Origin of the sequence: Nonomuraea polychroma, assembly GCF_004011505.1 — a bacterium.
Taxonomy (GTDB): Bacteria; Actinomycetota; Actinomycetes; order Streptosporangiales; family Streptosporangiaceae; genus Nonomuraea; species Nonomuraea polychroma.
Genome location: NZ_SAUN01000001.1, coordinates 9,040,197 through 9,055,344 on the forward strand (window position 1 = coordinate 9,040,197; position 15,148 = coordinate 9,055,344).

The window sequence follows — 15,148 nt, forward strand, 5'->3', positions numbered from 1 at the left end:
CGTCCGGGCGCACCAGATCTCACCGGGGATCAGTCCTGCGGATGGTAGGCAACCGCCTGCATCTCGATGAGCAGGTGCGGGTGCGGCAGCTGGTGCACCGCGACCGTGGTCCTGCTCGGCCCCTCCTCGTCGAAGAACTCGGCGTAGACCTCGTTGTAGCCCTTGAAGTCGTTCATGTTCACCAGGTAGGCCGTGATCTGCACGAGGTCGCCGAGCGAGCCGCCGGCGGCCTTGAGTATGTCGCCGATGTTCTCGATGACCGCCCTGGTCTGGGCGCGGATGTCCAGGTTCGTGGCTCCGTACTTGTCGACCTCGACGCCCACGAACGTGTCGTCGGGCCTGCGGCAGCTGGTGCCCGAGACGTACAGGAAGTCGCCTGCCCGCTTGACGTGCGGGAACCTGCCACGCGGCGTGGCCTTCCCGGGCACCCGCATGCCCTTGCCCCTCACTTGCCGAACACCGCCCGCACCGATCCCAGCCCGTCGATGTGCGCCTCGAACACGTCCTCGGGCTCGACCGGGACCACCGCGCCGAGCGCGCCGGTCAGCACCACCTCGCCGGCCCGCAGCGGCCGCTCCGTACGGCCCAGCCGCGTCGCCAGCCACGTGGCGGCGTTGAGCGGGCTGCCCAGGCACGCGGCGCCCGACCCGGCCGAGACCTCCTTCCCTGCGCGGGTCATCGTCATCCCGGCCGCGCGCAGGTCGAGCCCCATCAGCGAGACCGGCGTGTTGCCCAGCACGAACACCCCGCTGGAGGCGTTGTCGGACACCGTGTCCGCCAGCGTGATGTCCCAGCCGTCGATGCGCGAGTCCGCGATCTCGATGGCGGGCAGCACGAACTCCACCGCCCTGATCACCTCGGCCACCGTGAAAGGCCCGCCCACCAGGTCCGCGCCGAGCACCAGCGCCACCTCGGCCTCGGCCCGCGGTTGCAGGAGCCGGCCGTACGGAATGGGCAGCCCGTCGAGGTAGGCCATGTCCGCGTAGAGCGGGGCACAGGTCGGCTGGTCGATGCCGAGCTGCCGCTGCACCTCCAGATTCGTGACGCCGATCTTCCTGCCGACGATCCGCCGCCCCTCGCCGAGCGCCCGCCGCGTGTTGATCTCCTGTACGGCGTACGCGTCGGCCGCCGTACCGATCAGGTCCCTGATCGGCGCGCACGGCTTGCCGGATCGCGCGGCTTCGGCCAGCCGTTCGGCGGCCTGGGAACGCGCGTCGACGGCCTGGGACCATTCGTCATGCATCGGGCTGCTCCAGTTTGATCGTGATCGTGGTGGGTTCCGAGTAGAAGTCCAGCGACTGGACGCCGCCTTCCCTGCCGATACCCGACAGCCGCACGCCGCCGAACGGGGTACGCAGGTCGCGGAGATACCAGGTGTTGACCCAGACGAGCCCGGCCTCCAGCCGCTGCGCCACCCGGTGCGCGCGGTCGAGGCTGCCGGTCCAGAGGGTGGCGGCCAGGCCGTACTCACTGCCGTTGGCCAGGTCGATCGCCTCGGCCTCAGTGTCGAAGGGTGCGACGTGACACACGGGACCGAAGATCTCCTCCCTGTTGAAGCGGGACCACTCCGACAAGCCTGTCACCACTGTCGGCTCGACGAAATAACCGGAGTCCCGGTGATCGCCGAACACCGGGACGCCGCCCCCCGCCAGCATCTTGGCTCCCTCCGAGCGGGCCAAGGCGTAGTAGGAGAGCACCTTGTCGCGGTGTTCGGCGGAGATCATGGGCTGGGGCGCCACCTCCAGGGCGCGGACCGCCAGCCGGGCGCAGAACTCCTCGAAGATCGGGCGCTGGACGTAGAGCCGTTCTGTGCACAGGCAGACCTGGCCGCCGTTGGTGAAGACGGACTTCGCCGTCCCCTCGACCGCGCGGTCGAGATCGCAGTCCGCGAAGACCAGCCCGGCGTTCTTGCCGCCCAGCTCGAACGAGACCGGCTTGACCCGGTCCGCCACGGCCCTCATGATCGCCGAGCCCGTCCCGGTGGAGCCGGTGAACGTCACCGCGTCCACGCCGGGGTGCTCGACGAGGAGGCGGCCGGCGGAGCCGTACCCGTAGATGATGTTGACGACGCCGGGCGGCAGCCCCACGGCGGCGCAGATCTCGCCGAACACCGCGGCCGTCCCCGGCGTGTGCTCGGACGGCTTGACCACCACGGCGTTGCCGGCGACGAGAGCGGGGGCGAGCTTCCACGTCATCAGCAGGAACGGCAGGTTCCACGGGACGATCGCCGCGACCACGCCCAGGGGCCGGCGCACGGTGTAGCTGAGCACCCCCGACAGGTGGAAGGCGTCGTCGGGGCGCTGGGCGGCGATCTCGGCGAACGCGCGGAAGTTCGCGATGCCGCGCGGGATGTCCAGCGTGCGGGTCTGGTCGAGCGGCTTGCCGGTGTCGGCGATCTCCGCCGCCACCAGTGCGTCGAAGCGGTCCTCGATGCCCTCGGCCAGGCGCCGCATCCACCCGGCCCGTTCGGCCACGGGCAGTGCCGCCCAGCCGGGCGCCGCCTCCCTGGCCGCGCGGACCGCCCGATCGACGACCTCCGGATCGGCCTCGCAGACCTGCCTGATCACCGTGCCTGTCACCGGGTTGTGCACCGGGAATGCCTTGCCCGCGACCACCGGCTCGCCGCCGATGAAATGGGTCAGCACAACGCCCTCCTCCACTGTCGCTCTCGGTGAGAAGGCTTTCTTGGCATCGTCTCCCTCGACCACGGCGCAAAAGGTGCTGCGAAGACCTGTCCAGAAGGACATCTTCCGGTACCCCTAGAGCGCTGGCCATCATGGTCGGATGACGCGGACGTGGGAATTGTGGGGAAACGTCATTATTGCTGGTACGTTTGCACTCCCCTTGGCCTTGCTAGCAATCTTGCTTCTCTCCCGTCACCGCGCTCGCGCCGGCCATCCGGCGCCTCTGCGTACGTCGATCGCGGACATCGGCATCGTGGTCGGCACCGCGCCGTGGATTTGGATGATCCTCACGCCGTCCGACGGCGCCCGCGGAGTCGGACTCGTCCCGTTCATGGACCTCGCGGACGTCGCCACCGCCTCGTGGGAGACCGTCTTGGTGCAGGTCGGAGGCAATCTGCTGGTGTTCGCCGCCCTGGGGGCGCTGTTGCCGGTACGCACCCCCGCAATGGCCTCTCTCGGCCGGATTGCGGCGGTCTCCGCGGCATTTTCGGTCCTCGTCGAGCTCCTCCAGTACGGGCTGAGGCTGGGTCGTTTCTCCTCCATCGACGACGTCGTCCTCAACACCGCAGGCGCCGTGATCTTCGCACTGGTTACTCGCCGCTGGTGGGCCACCCGAATACCGGCTGGGGCCGTTCCACAGTAACGGTCCGCTATAACCCGGGCGGAATTCACCACATGGGCACGATCCGCTCAAAAGAAGCCCGGGACCAACCTCAGTATCTGTGCGATCGTGGACAAGACGGGGCAAGTTCTCTGGAGACGCCACAACCTGGTTGGTGACAGAGGGTGATCAAAGTTGTCTGAATCCCCGGTACCCCAAGAGCCCCCTATCTATCGCCGCATCGCCGACGGTCTCCGCGCCCGGATCCTCGCCGGCGAGTTGCGCGACGGGGACCGGCTACCGGGCGAGAACGCTCTGATGGCCGAATACGCAATCGCACGAGCCACCGCCAGGCAGGCGCTTGCCGTACTGATCAACGAAGGGCTGGCGGTGCCCAAACGAGGTTCGGGGGTTTACGTGCGGCTGTTCAAACCGATACGCAGGCACGGTTCACGCCGGCTCTCACGGGAGCAGTGGGGTCAGGGCCAGGCCATCTGGGACGCCGACACCCGTGGCCGGCCGTTCACCGTGGATCACGTCGAGGTCGGGCTCGAGCACGCCACAGAGGAGGTGGCGAGCATTCTCGAGAGCCCCGAGGTATGGGTGCGGCGACGCCGCTACTCGGTCGACACCAGGCCGGTGCAACTGGCGACCTCCTACTTTCCCGCGCGCCTGGTCGAGGGCAGCGCGATCACCCTTCCCGACACGGGTCCTGGAGGCGTCTACGCCAGGCTGAGCGATCTGGGCGTCCCCCCGGCCCACTTCACCGAGGAGGTACGCGCCCGCATGCCGCAACCCCGCGAGAGCGCGCTGCTCGACCTGCCGGGCGGCACACCGGTCATCGTCATCGCGCGGACCGCGTACACCTCCGGCGGGTTGCCCGTCGAGGTCAACGAAATGGTGCTGGACTCGGCGGCTTACGTACTCCAGTACGACTTCGACGCCTGAATCAAGCCGATCTGTCAAGCGATAGGTTGACCTGTCCACCACGATCATTGATATCTCTAGAGAGGTCCTTCATCTTTTAGGGAGATGGCAACCTCGCCTGGGGCCCGGGAAGGTGGACAGCGATGTCCTTTGATCGGCACCTCGCCGAGATCGCCCGGGAGTACCCCCAGTGGACCATCTGGCGGAGCGATGCGGGCCGGTGGTGGGCCACGAGACACCATCCGCTGAGTGCTGCACAGCGCGACGCCGGATGTGCGATGACCATCGACGCGGACGACCCGGACGGACTGCGTGACCGGCTCCGGGAGCAGGAGCGACGGGCCGGCGAGCCGCACCGGTGGGGACCCGGTCCAGCGCCCCCTTGACGTCCGCCGTTCCGCGGCGGGCGCACACGAGCAGCCCGGTGCCGGGTCCAGCGTCTCGGCGGCCCCGGCACCGGGCCACCACGAGGAGGGGCCACGAACGCGGAAGCCTCCGACCCTATCGGGGGCGGGGGCTTCCGCTCCGTACAGTCATAGGCATGCTGTTCGAACGGCGGCTGCGTGAAGGCGTGCGGGACGGGCCGATCACCCTGGCCTTCAGGCGCTGGAAGCGCGCCCAGGTCACGGTGGGCGGGCGCTATCGCATGGGATACGGCCTGCTGGCCGAGGTCACCTCGGTGGAGATCGTCGAGGACTGCACGGACGAGGAGGCCAGGGCGGCCGGCTACCCGGACCGGGCCGCGCTCACCGCGCGCCTGACCCGGATGGGGCCGTGGGCCGTGCGCACGCTGCGGCTGATCGCCGAACGGCCCGGGGTGCGGGCCGCCGACCTCGCGCCCGCGGTGGGGCAGGACCTCGCCCGCTTCAAACTCAACGTCCGCAAGCTCAAGGCCCTCGGCCTGACCATCAGCCTGGAGACCGGCTACCGCCTGTCCCCACGAGGCCAGGCATACCTGTCGTCCATCACCTGACGCGTGGCCACCGAGCCCGAGCAGGCATCGCCGTCCGCCCCGGCCACCGGCGCTGCCCTTGGGGGCGCTGGCTGTAGGGGTGGGCCACCGGTGGAGGGCGCCGCCCGCGGCCCACTAGCCCGCGGCCACGGCCGATGGCCGCCTGTGGGCGGAGCCGCCCGTGGGGCGCGCCTCCTGTGGAGGCACCGACCGTGGGCGGCTCCACCGGTGCGAGGCACCCCCGCGGGAGAGCCCTCCTGTGGGCGGAGAGCCACCCGTGGGGAGCCACCCGTGGGGAGCCACCGGTGGGGACGCCGCCAGCGGGAGAGCCGTCCGTGGGCGAGCTGTCGGGTGGGTGGATTGCCAGGCGAGGTCGGAGGGGTGGCGGTGGTGGGTTACTTGTGGGCCTCCGACAGGTGGACGATGGTCACGTCCGTGTCGTCGGAGACGGCCGGGGCCGCGTCCGACGGCGGACGTTCCTCCTCCGCCTCCACGATGACCCGCACATCGTCCTGCCCCGCAGGAAGGGCGTTCTCCTGGGGCGAGGGAGGAAGGGCGTGCTCGGGCACCAGCGGCCCCGCACCCGATTCGCTACGCATGAGATCGCCCAGCACCGAGCTGATCTCCGTCAGCCGCCGCACGACCTCGGTGTGGGTGTTGGTCAGGTATTCGACCCGCCGCCCCGCCTGTTCGTCCAGCGTCGCGGTACGCTGGTGCGCCGCGGCCAGCATCGAGTCGGCCTCGGCACGCGCTCCCGTGACCAGCTGCTCGGCCTGCGCGTTGGCGGACTTCAACAGCTGCTCCGACTCGGCCTGGGCGGCGGCCAGCACGCGCTCCGCCTCGGCACGCGCCTCGCGCAGCGCTTCATCGGCCTCGGCGCGGGCCGCGGTGAGGTGCTCCTCCGCGTCCGCACCCGCCTGGGCCAACATGCCCTCCGCCGCCTGCGTCGCCTCGTGCACGCGACGCTCGGCCTCGGCCTGCGCGGAGGTGAGGATCTTGTCGGCGGTCTCGCGGGACGTCGACAACAGCCGGTCGGCCTCCGACTTGGCCGCGTCACGCACGCTGGCGGCCTCTGCCTCGGCGTCCGACCGCTTGGCCGCGGCCTCCTCTTCGCCGAGCTTGAGGATCTGGGCGAGCCGGGGGCTGAGGTCCTCGTAGCTCTGCGGCGCCTCGACCATGCGCCGCCTGGCCTCGGCCAGCTCGATGCGGCCCTGCTCGGCCTGGTCGATCGCCCGTGCCAGCCGCTCTTCCAGATCCCGTATCTGGTTACGGGTTCGGAGCATGTAGTCGTGGACCTGGCGGCGGTTGTAGCCGCGCATCACGACCTCGAAGGTGTCCTCTTGCATCAGTTCGGGAATGCTCTCGTGCTGGTTCATCATGGGGGTTACCTAAAGGTGGTTTGCGTGAGGCGGGGGGAAAACGCGGGTTGTGAGGGTCTGACGACGAGACGTCAGGAAACGACTTTCCTGCCATCTGCCCACGTCCGCAAGCGGAACGCCATAGCCGGGCGGGGAAATACGATGTGACAGGTGTACATAGCAGCGTTGGACAACGGAGCAGTCCCGGACATACACCCCGAGGCGTACATCGCGCCCGGCGCCACCGTGGTCGGACGAGTCCGGGTCGGCCGGGCGTCCAGCATCTGGTACGGCTCCGTTCTGCGCGGTGACGACGAGCGGATCGAGATCGGCCAGGAGTGCAACGTCCAGGATCTGTGTTGCCTGCACTCCGACCCCGGTGAGCCGGCCATCCTGGAGGACCGGGTGAGCCTGGGCCACAAGGCCATGGTCCATGGCGCCCACGTGGAGTCGGGCGCGCTGATCGGCATCGGCGCGATCGTGCTCGGCGGCGCCCGCGTCGGTGCGGGCACCCTGGTGGCCGCCGGAGCGCTCGTCGGCCCCGGCAAGAAGATCCCGTCCGGCGTGCTGGTCGCCGGCGTGCCCGGGAAGATCGTGCGCGAGCTCACCGACGACGACCGGGCGTCCTTCGCCCGTACGCCGGACAACTACATGGCCAAGGCGCTCAGGCACCGGCAGGCGTCATCGCTTTGATCAGGACCTCGTCCGACACCGACGCGTTGTTGAGCGGGTCGGCGTACTCCGGCAGTTCCGGCCGCAGGAACCGGACGAAGTCGACGGTCAGTTTCAGATCGGGCTGGCCACTGACCTGCTTGGCATTGGCCTTGGCGGCGTCCTTCTTGAGGGTGTTGTAGCTGTCCCAGTCCGTGTAGGCGGTGATGCCCCATTGCAGGGCGTCCGGGAGCGTGGAGGGCCAGCGGTGACCCACCTTCCACTTGCCGCCGTCCTCCTTGTACAGCGCGACGAAGACGCGGCCGACCCTGGCCAGGACGAGATCCACCCAGCCGTCCTTGACCGGCAGCTCCTTCGGCTTGGAGCTGCCGTCCTTGGTGTACTTCACCTCGACCTGCCCGCTCTTCTCCGCGGTGCCGATGGTGATCGACACCCAGTTGGGGGTCTCGTACGAGCCGGGCTGGCGAGCCATCAGGCCGCCGAGCGAGAACTTCCGCTTGGGCTTGCCACCGCTCTTGCCCTCGACCTTGACCCGGGCGTGCATGGCGATGTCGCCGGCGAGATCCTGGTACACGAAAGGACCGCGGAAGCCGTCGAACCAGGCCGAGGTCTTGGGCTCCAGGTACATCGAGCCCTTCACGGTCTTGTTCACGTCCCACTTGGCGATCCTGTCGACGTCCTTCTCGGTCTCGCTCAGCTTCGTCCACACGGACAGATCGCTCGCGTTCGAGAACTCCGTCGAGGCCTGACCCACCTCCCCGCCGGACGCCGGCGGCGTGACCTTGTCCAGGGTGACCAGGCCGGGACCGCTGGGAGTTGGCTGCACCGACGTAGCCGTGCCGCAACCGGCCAGCACGCTCGCGACCGCCAACGTCCCTGCTACCTTCGCCCTCATAGCGGACATTCTGCCGTGAAATGCCGATGGTTGATCCGAGGGCTCCCAGTACCATGACGCCCGTGCCACCCTGGGATGCGTTCACCGCCGCCGAGGCGGAGGTCCGCGCGATGGTCGCGGACCCGCGCTGGCAAGGGCTGTCCGTGCCCGATCGTGCCCACGTCCTGGCCGCCAGAATTCTTGTGACTCCAGATGGCGACCGGTGGCTCTTCGGCGCCCACGCCCGCTGGCACCTGTACGACCCCGCCGACGGCCGCTGGCACCTGGCGCCGCCGCCCAGGAACGCGCGGGTCCGCAAGGGCCAGCACGCCGCCGCCGTGCTGCCGGACGCGGTGATCCCGTACGGCCCCGACTTCCACGCCGAGCCCGGCTCCACACAGGCGTTCATCGGCCCCGACGTGTCGGCCGGCCTGACCGAGCGGCTCAGGGTGCTGGTGCGCGCGAGCGGGCGCAAGTCGGAGCTGGACTATCCGCTGACGGCGTTCGACGAGATCTTCGCCTCCGACGTGCCGAGCACGGTGGCGGCGGTCTGGGGCACGATCATGTGGTGCGCGTACGCACCCGCCTTCGACGGCAACGAGCGGCTGATCACCGTGTTCGGCGAATACCTGTGCCGCCCGCTGCCCGGAGACGAGTGGGTGCGCTGGTTGCCCGCTCCGCCCCTGCTTAATCTCGTCACGCTGGTGGCGGAGCGGGCGCGGGCGGGCCGTGCGCGCGAGGCGCTCAGGCTCGCCGCCGTCATGGCGGACACGGCGCAGATGCTCATGTCCGACACCCGTTTCAGACCGCGGGCGCTCGCGCTGCTCACCATGGTCGAGCCCCTGCTGCGCCGCCCCGGGCTCGACGACGCGCTGCCCGGCGACGAGGCGGTGCGCCGGGCCTGGCTGGGCCGCTGCCCCGCGCGGCTGGGCCGGGCGCTGCTGGTGGAGACCGATCCCGAGGCGCACTTCGCCCACTCCGTCTACGACCTGACCGAGGCGCTGGCCTTCACGCCGGACCCGGCGCGGGCCACGGCGGCGTTCCTGGCCGACCTGTCGGACTCCCGGGGTCTGCTGCCCGCACGGCTGGATCACCGGCTCAGAATGGCATACGAGGAGCTGCAGCGGGCGGGACTCACAGGGACCTCCGCCGGGGAGACGACCGCGCCGGACGGGTTCCCCGTGCAGGGGCGGCCCGGCGGGGTGTCGACCGCGCCGGCGCCGGTGCTGGAGGTGGCGCCGCCGGATCGGGCGAGCGCGGCGGCGGTGCTCGGGGCCGCGTACGCGACGGGGCTCGCGTGGGGCGGGGTGAGCGGGGCCAGGGTGCCCGAGCGCGGGCTGGCGGGGCAGTCGGCACTCGTACGGAAGATCGTCCATGAGCGCGACGATCACCACGAACATGACACAGGACACTTCTAAACCACTTATCCCGCTATTTCACCCTAACCACCGCTATATCGTTCTAACACTCCAGGTAGCAGGAAATTCGCTGAATTGTGATCTCGGGTTCGGGAAATGATCCCAGTGGGGCCCCGTGGTGCGGAAAGGAATGACTCCGATGGGCCATGTCGCCGGAAGGGCCCCGCGCCGTAACCTCGTAGAGGGTGTGGGCTGCGGAAGGAAAGGACGACGCGGTGGGGCACGACGACCTGGACTCTCGGGTCCACGACCGTGTCGCGTTGGACGAGATTGCGCTTTATGCCGAGGTGCTCACGGCCGTGGCTGTCAGCGAGCGGCGGCTGACCTTGGACGAACTCGACGACGCGCTCGGATTGCGGACTTCGGCGAGCCGCTGAAGGACCATACGATCATCACGATTACTGACCCCGGGAACCTAGTTCCCGGGGTTTCGCATAACTAGTCACGTCTCCTCCGCATGAATGAGGCATCCTCATATTTCCTCGGACGTCGAAGACGTTGCAGACTAGGAACGCACGAGGCGCGCGATCGCCGCAGAGGCCTCCTTAACCTTCGCCTCGGCCTCGGGACCGCCAGTGTTGATCGCGTCCGCCACGCAATGTGAAATGTGCTCCTCGAGCAGCCCCAGCGCCACCGCCTGCAGTGCCCGCGTGGCCGCGGAGACCTGGGTGAGCACGTCGATGCAGTATGCGTCGTCATCGACCATTCGCTGCAGACCCCTGATCTGGCCCTCGATTCGCCTGAGCCGCGTCAGATATGCCTGCTTGTCCCCGCTGTACCCATGCATGCTTCTACGGTACCCGGAACCGGTATCGGTCAGCGGAGTTCCGTGATCAGCTTTTCCCACTGCTCGGCCACCTCGTCGGCCGAGTGGCGCTGCGCCGTGTCCAGCGCTCCGGCCGCGAGCGAGCGCCGCCTGCGCTCGTCGTCGATCAGCGCGAGCAGCGCAGCGGCGAACAGGTGCAGGTCGGCCTCGGACTCGGGCACCAGCACCCCGTTGTAGCCCGTGGCCACGAACTCCGTCGGCCCCCTGGCCCCCTCGAACGCCACCACCGGCACCCCGCACCCCATGGCCTCGAGCACCGTCATGGAGTGGTCCTCACCACGCGAGGTGTTGGCCACGATCGACGCCTTGGCGAACTCGCCCGCCAGGTCCGGCGTGGTGCCCATGAAGTAGACGTGGTTGTGCAGGTCCAGCTCGCGCACCAGCGCACGCAGCCGCCGCTCCTCGGGGCCGCCGCCGTACAGCCGCAGCCTCCAGTCGGGCCGCTTGTCGGCCACGACGGCGAACGCCTTGATCAGCCGGTGGTACGCCTTGACCGGGACCCACCGCCCACCGGCGGCCACGATCCTGTTGTCCATCCGCGAGCGCGGCCACGGACCGGCCGGCAGCGCGTCCTGTACGGAGTGCACGGCGGGCCCGCCTTCCAGGAGCCTGGTCCACTCCTCCTGGGCCGACTCCGTGGCCGTCACGACGGCGCTCAGGCGCGGGTAGAAGCGTTTCACCGGCCCCGGCACGGCCGGTCGTGCCCACTCCCTGGCGATCTTCAGCATCTCGCGGGGAGCGTGCCTGGCGGCCTGCACGCCGAGCGCCGGCCGGGTGGTGATCAGCACGTCGCACTTCAGCCCGCGCAGCACCCGCCACAGCGCCACCTCGGTGCGTACCTGACCGCGCGGGAGCAGATGCCTGACCCCGGGCCGGACGTCGACGACGCTGCGCATGGCCACGTCGGAGCCGACGGGGAAGAACGGCTTCTCCTTCTGCCGCCGTACGCTGATCACCTCGACCTCGTGCCGCTTGGCCAGCGCCGAGGCGAGGTTGAGCGTGGCCCGCACGTCGCCCCGCATGCTGTACGCGGAGGGCAGGACCAGGCTGACCTTCATCCGCCCACCTCGATGCGCAGCTCGTCGTCGGCGGTGTAGCAGGGCCTGATCGGCACGCCGTCCACCTTGGCCGAGGGGTAGTGCAGCCGGCGGCGCTTGCCGTCCACGTCGTCGAGCCAGGCGCCCAGCTTCAGCGGTGTGGGCACGCCCTCGACCTGCAGCGCGGGCTCCCAGATGCCGACGGCGTCGGGATCGGCGGCCACCACGTCCACGAGCGAGAAGGCGGCGTGGAAACGCACACCTTGAACGAACGCCGTCGCCGACAGCCGCGCGCTGGTCTGCCTGCGGTCCAGGGTCAGCGTGGCCTCGTGGCGGGAGTCGTCGTCCTCGAGCCCGGTGTAGACCAGCAGGCCCATCACCTCGAAGCGACCCTCCCTGAACCAGATCGCGCGGACCTCTGCCGCCGGCTCCGCATCGGAGATCTTCAAGGCCAGGAACCCGTTGCGGGTCCGGTAGGAGCGGTAGGCGAGAGTGCGCTTGCACAGGGCGTACGCGTCGAGGTGGTCGAGCGAGAAGCCCGGATCGACGCTGCGCAGCCTGCTGCGCTTGCCGTCGCGACGCAGGTACGCGTCCCAGCGCCCGGCGCTGAGATCCAGCGGCGCCAGCGAGACCGCGAGCGTGGCCTCGCGCGAGCGCGCGCCCGGCCTCCCAAGCCGCACGTCACGCTCCACCCCCGTGGTGCGGTGCCTGAGGACGAGCTCTGTGCCGTCCTCCAGTGGTTCGTCGATGGCCAGTCGCAGGGAGAGCACGTCAGCCAGGGTGACCTCGGCGTCGGTGACGACGACGCCCATCACGAGCCCCCTCCCCGTCGAATAGAGCCATGCGACGTTGAGGTTACCGTGATTTTCCCGTTATGTGGATGGCAGATTTCTTGTAACCACACCCGCTGACGTGCGAAACTCCTCCACCGCACGTGTGGAGGAGTCCGACATTTCACAGTCAGGAAGCGCCCTTGACCGATTTGATCAAGAGCTGGGCCACGTCCACGACTTCGAGTGACTCCTTGGCCTCGCCGTTGTTCTTCTTCTCGTTGATCGCGTCACCGAGCATCACCATGCAGAACGGGCAGGCCGTGGAGACGGTGTCCGGGTTGGTGGTCAGCGCCTCGTCCACGCGCTCGGTGTTGATGCGCTTGCCGATGCGCTCCTCCATCCACATGCGCGCGCCGCCCGCGCCACAGCAGAAGCCGCGGTCCTTGTGCCGGTGCATCTCCTGCGTCGTGACGCCGGGCACCTTGGACATGATGTCGCGGGGCTGGGAGTAAACCTTGTTGTGGCGGCCGAGGAAGCACGGGTCGTGGTAGGTGATCTTCTCCTCGATCGGCGTGATCGGGGTGAGCAGGCCCTCGTCCACCAGCTTCGACAGCAGCTGCGTGTGGTGCACGACCTCGTACGTGCCGCCGAGCTGCGGATACTCGTTGGCGAGCGTGTTGAAGCAGTGCGGGCAGGTGGCGACGATCTTCTTGACGCCCGCCTCGTTCAGCGTCTCGATGTTCTGCTGGGCGAGCATGTTGAACAGGTATTCCATGCCCAGGCGGCGGGCCGGGTCGCCGGTGCACGCCTCCATCGGCCCGAGCACCGCGAACTTCACGCCCGCGATGTGCAGCAGCTCCGCCACCGCCTTGGTGGTCTTCTTGGCCCGGTCCTCGAGCGCGCCGGCGCACCCCACCCAGAACAGGTATTCGGCGTCCTCGGGCATCTTCTCGTCGACGACCTCGACCTCGAAGTCCAACTCCTCGATCCAGTCGGCCCGCTTCATCTCGGACATGCCCCACGGGTTGCCCTTGTTCTCCAGGTTCTTGACCATCACCCCCGCCTCGGACGGGAACGACGACTCGACCATCACCTGGTAGCGGCGCATGTCGAGGATGTGGTCGATGTGCTCGATGTCCACGGGGCACTGCTCGACGCACGCGCCGCAGTTGGTGCACGACCACAGCACGTCCGGGTGGATCACACCCTCCTCGCCGACCAGCGGCTTCTCCAGCAGCGCCAGCACGTCCTTGTCGGCGTGCTCCGTGCTCGCGGCCATCAGGTAAGGAGCCACCTTGAACGCGTGGTCACGCTGGTCGAGGATGAGCATCTTCGGCGAGAGCGGCTTGTCGGTGTTCCACGCCGGGCACTGCGACTGGCAACGGCCGCACTCCGTGCAGGAGTAGAAGTCCAGGAAGCCCTTCCATGTGGTGTCGCCGATCTTGCCGCGCCCCAGCCGCTCGGGGTCGAGGTCCTCGTCCTCGAAGTCCACCGGCTTGCCGTCCACCCGCATCTCCGGCGCTCCGCCCAGGCCGTCAGGGCGGCGGGAGAAGAGCACGTTGAGCGGCGCGGTGAAGATGTGCAGGTGCTTGGAGTTCACCACGATCACCAGGAACACCAGCATGAAGCCGATGTGCAGGAGCAGCGCGATGTCCTCCAGCAGCGCGCTCTGCGGCAGCACGTCGCCGAGCGCCAGGGAGACGAACGCGCCCGAGGAGTACGGGAAGTTCCCGTTGGCCGCCGCCGCGCCCCGGGCCAGGAACAGCGTCCAGATGATGTTGAAGATCATGAAGAGCACGAGCCACGCGCCGCCGAGGTGGGACCCGGAGAAGCGGGAGTCGCGGCCGAGCTTCGTGGGCGCGTTCTTGATCCGGATGCCCGCGAAGACCGCCAGGCCGGCCAGGCAGGCCACCGCGATGAAGTCCTGCAGGAAGCCCAGCACGCCCCAGGTCCCGATGAGCGGGATGTGGAAGTTCGGCCGGCCGGTGATCGCACCTTGGATGATCGCGCCGTACGCCTCGATGTAGACGGTCAGCAGGATGAAGAACGCCCACATGACGAAGAAGTGCGCGGTGCCCGACGGCGTCCACTTGAGCAGCTTCTTCTGCCCGAACACCTCCACCAGCTGCGCCTTGACCTCGTCGGCGGCGTGCGTCTTGGCGTACTCGATCCGCTCGGGCGCGGGCGGGCCCACGGTCGCCAGCTTGTACAGGAACAGCGCCCTGCGGCCGGCGACGGCCACCGCCAGGACGGTCATGACGAGTCCGATGATGGCTACCCAGAGCACGGGTTCCTCCCACAGACGACGTTGGCTGCCAGCGTACGGTCACCCGTTCCACGGACCGCTACCCGAATCCTACCCGCCGGTAACATTCGCAAGGTACGCGACATACCCTAAGGTCACCGCGCTGTTCAGAACAATGCTCTACTCGCTGAGACTCTAACCGGCGAAGTACCTCTGGATGGTCGGCCCCAGCAACTCGACCAGCTCCTCGGGATCGGCGCTCGCCAGCGGCTCCAGCTTGAGCACGTAGCGTCCCAAGACCACGCCGAACATCTGGCCGAACGCGGCCTCGATCCGCAGGTGCGGCACCTTCAGCTGGTCGGCCACCTGGTAGAGCAGGGCGTTGGTGATGAACTCCCGCATCATCGTGGCCGCCTGCTCATTGGTCATGGCCGAGCGGATCAGCGCGACCAACGGCTCTCGCGTCTCCGGCGACGCGGTGACACGCAGGATCAGGCGTACCAGCCGCTCGCCGATCTCCTCGCGCGGGCCCTCCAGCAGCAGCGGGATGACCGTCTCGGGGCTGACCGGCAGCTGCATGGCCGCCGCGAACATGCCCTCCTTGGTCTCGAAGTAGTGGTGCACGAGAGCGGGATCGACCTTGGCCTCCCTCGCGATGCCGCGCACCGTGGCCTTGTCGAACCCCTTCTCGGCGAACACCTTCCTGGCCGCCGCCAGGATCTCTCCGCGCGTGTCGGCGGACCCGGGCCGACGCCCCGGACGCCTCTTTGTCGTGCTCACA

17 protein-coding genes are annotated in these 15,148 nt (G+C 68.9%); 7 read left to right on the forward strand and 10 right to left on the reverse strand.

Annotated elements, in window-relative coordinates; all coding sequences use genetic code 11:
• Positions 1–29: 29 nt before the first annotated feature.
• Genes EDD27_RS41540 through EDD27_RS41550 form a run of 3 tightly spaced genes read right to left on the reverse strand, consistent with a single transcriptional unit; the run spans position 30 to position 2,645 of the window.
• Entirely contained in the window at positions 30–434 is a 405-nt protein-coding gene (locus tag EDD27_RS41540) for a RidA family protein (protein WP_127937273.1), read from the reverse strand.
• A gap of 11 nt (positions 435–445) precedes the next feature.
• Entirely contained in the window at positions 446–1,243 is a 798-nt protein-coding gene (locus EDD27_RS41545; protein ID WP_127937275.1) for a 2-keto-4-pentenoate hydratase, read from the reverse strand.
• Positions 1,236–2,645, reverse strand: a complete 1,410-nt coding sequence (locus tag EDD27_RS41550) for an aldehyde dehydrogenase family protein (RefSeq protein ID WP_206641881.1) — start codon at positions 2,643–2,645, stop codon at positions 1,236–1,238. Before EDD27_RS41550 ends, EDD27_RS41545 begins: the two co-directional genes overlap by 8 nt.
• Positions 2,646–2,784: 139 nt before the next feature.
• Here EDD27_RS41550 and EDD27_RS41555 point away from each other — a divergent pair, with 139 nt between their 5' ends.
• The 4 genes from EDD27_RS41555 (at position 2,785) to EDD27_RS41570 (ending at position 5,185) form a co-directional block, all read left to right on the forward strand.
• Positions 2,785–3,327: a VanZ family protein gene (locus tag EDD27_RS41555; RefSeq protein ID WP_127937279.1), complete on the forward strand. Its 543-nt coding sequence runs from the start codon at positions 2,785–2,787 to the stop codon at positions 3,325–3,327.
• Positions 3,328–3,480: 153 nt separating this feature from the next.
• Positions 3,481–4,233 carry a GntR family transcriptional regulator gene (locus tag EDD27_RS41560; RefSeq protein WP_127937281.1) on the forward strand — a complete coding sequence of 251 codons (753 nt, stop codon included), beginning with the start codon at positions 3,481–3,483 and terminating at the stop codon, positions 4,231–4,233.
• A 122-nt stretch (positions 4,234–4,355) separates the two neighbouring features.
• Complete coding sequence (locus EDD27_RS41565) at positions 4,356–4,598, forward strand: hypothetical protein (protein ID WP_127937283.1); 243 nt, start codon at positions 4,356–4,358, stop codon at positions 4,596–4,598.
• Positions 4,599–4,753: 155 nt separating this feature from the next.
• Positions 4,754–5,185 (forward strand): ASCH domain-containing protein, encoded by a 432-nt coding sequence (locus EDD27_RS41570; protein WP_127937285.1) that lies wholly within the window; start codon positions 4,754–4,756, stop codon positions 5,183–5,185.
• Between the two features lie 374 nt (positions 5,186–5,559).
• Here the strand turns inward: EDD27_RS41570 and EDD27_RS41575 are convergent, their stop codons facing one another.
• Entirely contained in the window at positions 5,560–6,543 is a 984-nt protein-coding gene (locus EDD27_RS41575; protein WP_127937287.1) for a coiled-coil domain-containing protein, read from the reverse strand.
• 150 nt (positions 6,544–6,693) lie between these two features.
• Here EDD27_RS41575 and EDD27_RS41580 point away from each other — a divergent pair, with 150 nt between their 5' ends.
• On the forward strand, positions 6,694–7,215 hold the full coding sequence (locus EDD27_RS41580; RefSeq protein ID WP_164904019.1) for a gamma carbonic anhydrase family protein: 522 nt from the start codon (positions 6,694–6,696) through the stop codon (positions 7,213–7,215).
• Here EDD27_RS41580 and EDD27_RS41585 read toward each other — a convergent pair.
• Entirely contained in the window at positions 7,187–8,089 is a 903-nt protein-coding gene (locus tag EDD27_RS41585) for a DUF1349 domain-containing protein (protein WP_127937289.1), read from the reverse strand. The genes EDD27_RS41580 and EDD27_RS41585 overlap by 29 nt on opposite strands.
• 53 nt (positions 8,090–8,142) lie before the next feature.
• Between EDD27_RS41585 and EDD27_RS41590 the strand changes: the two genes are divergently transcribed.
• Positions 8,143–9,486 (forward strand): hypothetical protein, encoded by a 1,344-nt coding sequence (locus tag EDD27_RS41590; RefSeq protein ID WP_127937290.1) that lies wholly within the window; start codon positions 8,143–8,145, stop codon positions 9,484–9,486.
• A gap of 215 nt (positions 9,487–9,701) precedes the next feature.
• Entirely contained in the window at positions 9,702–9,863 is a 162-nt protein-coding gene (locus EDD27_RS54910) for a hypothetical protein (protein ID WP_020540796.1), read from the forward strand.
• 128 nt (positions 9,864–9,991) lie between these two features.
• Here EDD27_RS54910 and EDD27_RS41595 read toward each other — a convergent pair whose 3' ends face one another.
• The 5 genes from EDD27_RS41595 to EDD27_RS41615 form a co-directional block, all read right to left on the reverse strand.
• The gene (locus EDD27_RS41595; RefSeq protein ID WP_080044376.1) at positions 9,992–10,273 is read right to left on the reverse strand and encodes a metal-sensitive transcriptional regulator; all 282 of its coding nucleotides are present in this window, start codon (positions 10,271–10,273) and stop codon (positions 9,992–9,994) included.
• Between the two features lie 29 nt (positions 10,274–10,302).
• Positions 10,303–11,370 carry a glycosyltransferase gene (locus tag EDD27_RS41600; RefSeq protein ID WP_127937292.1) on the reverse strand — a complete coding sequence of 356 codons (1,068 nt, stop codon included), beginning with the start codon at positions 11,368–11,370 and terminating at the stop codon, positions 10,303–10,305.
• Positions 11,367–12,161 (reverse strand): hypothetical protein, encoded by a 795-nt coding sequence (locus EDD27_RS41605; protein ID WP_127941309.1) that lies wholly within the window; start codon positions 12,159–12,161, stop codon positions 11,367–11,369. Before EDD27_RS41605 ends, EDD27_RS41600 begins: the two co-directional genes overlap by 4 nt.
• Before the next feature lie 148 nt (positions 12,162–12,309).
• On the reverse strand, positions 12,310–14,409 hold the full coding sequence (locus EDD27_RS41610) for a (Fe-S)-binding protein (RefSeq protein ID WP_127937294.1): 2,100 nt from the start codon (positions 14,407–14,409) through the stop codon (positions 12,310–12,312).
• A 153-nt stretch (positions 14,410–14,562) separates the two neighbouring features.
• A complete protein-coding gene (locus EDD27_RS41615) occupies positions 14,563–15,147 on the reverse strand; it encodes a TetR/AcrR family transcriptional regulator (RefSeq protein WP_127937296.1) in 585 nt (194 codons plus the stop codon).
• Position 15,148 lies beyond the last annotated feature (1 nt).

Coding starts and splice junctions, on each gene's coding strand:
- EDD27_RS41595 (WP_080044376.1), bottom strand. CDS start 10,273: ATGCATGGGTACAGCGGGGACAAGCAGGCATATCTGACGCGGCTCAGG.
- EDD27_RS41545 (WP_127937275.1), bottom strand. CDS start 1,243: ATGCATGACGAATGGTCCCAGGCCGTCGACGCGCGTTCCCAGGCCGCC.
- EDD27_RS41585 (WP_127937289.1), bottom strand. CDS start 8,089: ATGAGGGCGAAGGTAGCAGGGACGTTGGCGGTCGCGAGCGTGCTGGCC.
- EDD27_RS41565 (WP_127937283.1), top strand. CDS start 4,356: ATGTCCTTTGATCGGCACCTCGCCGAGATCGCCCGGGAGTACCCCCAG.
- EDD27_RS41540 (WP_127937273.1), bottom strand. CDS start 434: ATGCGGGTGCCCGGGAAGGCCACGCCGCGTGGCAGGTTCCCGCACGTC.
- EDD27_RS41575 (WP_127937287.1), bottom strand. CDS start 6,543: ATGATGAACCAGCACGAGAGCATTCCCGAACTGATGCAAGAGGACACC.
- EDD27_RS41590 (WP_127937290.1), top strand. CDS start 8,143: ATGACGCCCGTGCCACCCTGGGATGCGTTCACCGCCGCCGAGGCGGAG.
- EDD27_RS41570 (WP_127937285.1), top strand. CDS start 4,754: ATGCTGTTCGAACGGCGGCTGCGTGAAGGCGTGCGGGACGGGCCGATC.
- EDD27_RS41605 (WP_127941309.1), bottom strand. CDS start 12,161: ATGGGCGTCGTCGTCACCGACGCCGAGGTCACCCTGGCTGACGTGCTC.
- EDD27_RS41555 (WP_127937279.1), top strand. CDS start 2,785: ATGACGCGGACGTGGGAATTGTGGGGAAACGTCATTATTGCTGGTACG.
- EDD27_RS41600 (WP_127937292.1), bottom strand. CDS start 11,370: ATGAAGGTCAGCCTGGTCCTGCCCTCCGCGTACAGCATGCGGGGCGAC.